The sequence below is a fragment of the Chitinophaga sp. genome (assembly GCF_036566945.1).
Classification (GTDB): Bacteria; Bacteroidota; Bacteroidia; order Chitinophagales; family Chitinophagaceae; genus Chitinophaga.
In genome coordinates this window covers 1-4,244 of sequence record NZ_DATCVJ010001004.1, presented here as the reverse complement: position 1 = coordinate 4,244, position 4,244 = coordinate 1, and the positions used below count along the sequence as shown (strand labels likewise).

3 protein-coding genes are annotated in these 4,244 nt (G+C 47.4%); all 3 read right to left on the bottom strand.

What is annotated here, in order from left to right:
- Positions 1 to 550: RagB/SusD family nutrient uptake outer membrane protein (locus VIP81_RS30010; protein ID WP_331970540.1), on the bottom strand; the 550-nt coding region annotated here is incomplete at its 3' end.
- Between the two features lie 18 nt (positions 551 to 568).
- The gene (locus VIP81_RS30005; RefSeq protein ID WP_331970537.1) at positions 569 to 3,727 is read right to left on the bottom strand and encodes a TonB-dependent receptor; all 3,159 of its coding nucleotides are present in this window, start codon (positions 3,725 to 3,727) and stop codon (positions 569 to 571) included.
- An 86-nt stretch (positions 3,728 to 3,813) separates the two neighbouring features.
- The coding region (locus VIP81_RS30000; RefSeq protein WP_331970534.1) for a DUF4974 domain-containing protein at positions 3,814 to 4,244 on the bottom strand (431 nt) is incomplete at its 5' end.

Genomic DNA, 4,244 nt, shown 5'->3' with positions numbered 1-4,244 from the left:
CGGCAGGACTGCGGGATAAATAGTTGTTATTAAGGGTGGTTTGATAGTCGATATACAGTGGCACATCTCCCCATAAAGTAACTAAATGAAAATATGCATATGCCCGCAGGAACTTTACCTCTGCGAGGTACTGGTTCAGTTTTGCGCGATCTGCCGTAGCCGTAGGATTCCAGGCGGCCGCCCGGTCAATCACCAGGTTGGTTCTGAAAATCATGCGGTACAGAGAACTCCACAAGGAACTTAAATCGGCGTTGTTGCTGCCAAAACTATAGTCACCCAATTCCTGTTCTGCGCCCTGCAAAAAACTGGCGCGTTTGGCTTCATGTCCCATCAGGTCAAAAATATAGTAATACTCCCTGGCCCATAATCCAGGATGTACCAGTGTAGCGTAACTCGCAATGGTAGCCTGGTTCAGGGCGGCGATGTTGGTAAAATAAGTATCGTATGCGTAGGCACTCTGATCTACCAGGTCGAGCCGTGATTTTTTACATCCGGGTGCAATGGTGATCAGTCCGGCGATGAGCAACAATTGAGATATATACTTCTTCATAAAATCACTTTTTGAAAATTAAAACCCTAATTGAATACCTGCCAGGAAAGTTCTTGGCTGTGGTACCTGTCCCTGATCAATACCACGTGCAAACAGGTAATCGCCTGCCACTTCCGGATCGTAGCCGGTGTAGTTGGTGAGGGTGATTAAGTTTTGCGCCGCTATATAAATGCGGAGTGATTTAATAGTATTTTTGGTCACGCTGCTCAACATAGAAAGTGGGGCGTTGTAACCAATGGTGATGTTCCTCAAACGCAGGTAGCTGCCATCTTCCAGCCACCAGTCAGATGGACGCAGGTTACCATTACCGGTAGCATTCTGGCCCAGCCTTGGCAGTGCGGCTACGTCACCGGATTGACGCCATCTGTCCAGGATATCGGTAGTGGAATTATGACCGGTGGCCATGATGCTGGTATTTAATTTTAATCCATTCAGGAGCTTCAACCCGCTGATACCGGAGAGTACGAGGTTGAGATCAAAGTTTTTGTACGTTACGCCGGCGTTGATACCGTAAATATATTTTGGGATCGCGTTGCCTAATATTTCCTGGTCCTTTGCAGTGACTAAGCCATCGCCATCAATGTCTTTATAAATAAAATCTCCGGGCAACAATCCATCCTGGTATTTCGCGTTTGGCTTGCCTGTTTTTTTAGCGGCTTCCTGGTCCAGCGCGGTTATTTCCGCCGCATCGCGTGCCACATGATCTAAGCGGTAGCCATAAAAAGAACCGATGGCATAACCGGCGGCGGTGTAAGTGGTGGCAGGTACCGGACTAAAAGCGCCGGCCTGAATGGGGGCGGAAAATTGACTGCCTAATGATAATACTTTGTTGCTATTAATCGATCCGTTTACGCTTACGTTGAAGCTGAAGTCGTTACTGATTTTATCTTTGTAGCCGATGGTAAGTTCAAAGCCTTTGTTTTGTGCATCTGCTGCGTTCACTGTTTTTTTAGGCTGGTTGCCGGTAGGACTTACGCCAATACTGGCTGGCAGCAGGGTAGTGACCAGCAGGCCGGTACTTTTCCGGTCGTACCAATCGGCTTCGATGGTGAGGCGGTTATTTAAAAATGCGAGGTCGATGCCGATGTCTGTTTGATTCGTTTGTTCCCATTTTAAATCCGGGTTGCTTAAAGTCGTCAGCGTGGTACCGGATATAAATGTTTCCGTACTGCCAAGAGAATATACCAGCGCGCCTCCGGGCGTACCCTGGTATGTTTTGGCGGTATTCAGAAAGTTGGGAATATTGTTGTTACCGGTTTGTCCCCAGCTGGCACTCAGCTTACCATCAGATAATACGGGAAATGTTTTTTTCATAAATTCTTCTTCCGAAAAGCGCCATGACACGCCTGCTGCGGAAAAATTACCATAGCGGAAATTCGCGCCGAAGTTGGAGGCGCCGTCTCTGCGATAGCTGGTAGTCAGTATATATTTATCATCGTACGTATAGTTAAGGCGACCGTAATAAGAGATCACAGAAGGCCGTGCATAATTGGAATAAGAACCGGTAACAGATTGGGAAGAAGCTACCACCACGCTGGTGATATTATCATTGGGCTGGCCCGTACCTCTGATGGTAGAGGAGTTGGTTAATCCCGGATCAATATAGCTTTGTCCGGCGATTAAAAAGAGCTGGTGCTTGCCGAGTGCTTTGTCGTACGACAAATAGTTTTCCAGCATGTAGTACGAGTTCTCCGAAAAGCCGAGGGTAGACTGGCGGGCCTGGTTCAGAAAATTAGATGATTGATATTGTTGCTGGTAGCTGTTGGTCCGGTTGGAGTTTACTTCTGCGGCAAACTGTGAGCGGAATTTTAGTCCGTTGATGATGCGTACTTCGGCAGACAGCTGCGGGAAGAAAGCCAGCGACTTACTCGTTTGGCTTTTCATCGCAATTTCCTGCAGTGGGTTGACGGCATTGCTGTAGTCGTCGATATTGGAAAGAATAGAGTAGCCACCCTGTATAGATGGGTCCAGTACGGGTTTATAAGGAGCGTACTGAATAGCGTTGATGATGCTGCCGTAATTGCCGTTGCCTATGTACTGTCTGAAGATCAGGTTTTGGGTAAACCGGAAACGTCCGAGCATTTCTTCGAGGCCCACGCGTGCCTGAAATCTTTTGTTGGTAGCATTGGTGAGGATTGCCTGCTGGTTGATGTAAGTAGCAGATACGGAGTAGTTCACTTTATCACCGCCACCACTAATGTTCAAATCGTTTTCAGACACCAACGCATTGCGAAAGATGGCGTCCTGCCAATCGGTGCTGTCCTGCAATACCGCGGGAGTATTGAATTTTGCGGGTAGCACCGCATTCTTGGTAGCGGCCAGGTCTTTCAGCGCATCCACATACTGCGCTGCATTGAGCAGGTGTAATTGTTTCCATGCTTTAGCCATGCCCCACTGCGTAGAAAAGCTAACGCGGGGAGGGCCGGTCTTTCCTTTTTTGGTGGTGATAATCACTACGCCATTGGCAGCTGCGGAGCCATAGATAGCAGTAGAAGATGCATCTTTCAGGATCGTGATATTTTCTATATCCTGTGGATTGAGTGTATTAAAGAGGTTCTTGGTACCCTGGATGCCATCGATTACATACAGGGGATTGATATCAGTAAAACTGCCTGTACCCCGGATAATGATTTGTGCGTCTGCACCTGCGCTACCGCTGCTTTGCAGCACTTGTACACCGGCGGCTTTACCAATGAGCAGCTGTGAAGGATTGGTAGCATTCACGGCGCCGGCTTCTTTTACAGACACCACATTGAAAGCGCCTACCACGTCTTTTTTCCGGGCAGTACCATAGCCGATAACAACGATATCGTTCAGTGCAGCTACGGTTCTTACGAGGCGGACGGAGAAGGTTAATGTGGCGCCTGATTTAAGACTTACATTGTTGAGTTGTTGTGTTTCAAATCCCATGTAAGAAACGCTGAGTAAATATTTGCCGTCCTGTGGTAATCCGGAGAAACGGAATATGCCGTTGGTGTCAGTGACTACGCCGGCGGAATATTTTGTTTTTTCATTCAGCGCTACTACGGAAGCATTGGGGAGGAGTTCACCCTGATCAGTGCGCACGGTGCCGGTTACCTGCAGGCGACCTTGCGCCTGTGTGTACATAGAAGCGCCTGATATCAGCATGCATAAGAGCAGCAACAAACGCCATTTTGGTCGATAGAACATCTTCATAACTGGAACGTGTTTTTAAAAGTCCGGGGCATAGCAAGCCCATGGCGCCTTTGCGCCTTTTGTGGAATAGAACGAAAGTTGTTGAATTATTTCTTCTTAATAATAAATCCGCTATCGTTTCGGATAAGCTTCAGATTATTGGGAAGTGTTAAATCGGTCAGTATCTTCACCAGCGAGTCTGTCTTTTCAAATTTGCCATCGAAATAAATCTCCGTCACGTCTGATGGATAATAGTAGATGGCTACTCCGTAATAGTTGCTCAGCTGATCGAGGACCTGTGCCATTGGTTGATTATTAAATTTATACCAGTCCGGCTTTGCATTGCCCGTGCCGTCTTTTCCTGCTTTTACCAATATATCCGTGCCCGTAGTATTGAAATCTGCTACGATTGATTTTCCGGTTTTGCGATAGTACCGGAGTTCTTTGCCCGGTGTGAGTACTACATCGTTGATGACTTTCTTTTTATTGGTGACGCCCTGTACCAATACCTTGCCGGTATTGAGTCTTACGGTGATCA

What these genes read in the sequence shown, in the direction of transcription:
- VIP81_RS30005 (WP_331970537.1), bottom strand. Translation starts at nt 3,727, where the DNA reads ATGAAGATGTTCTATCGACCAAAATGGCGTTTGTTGCTGCTCTTATGC.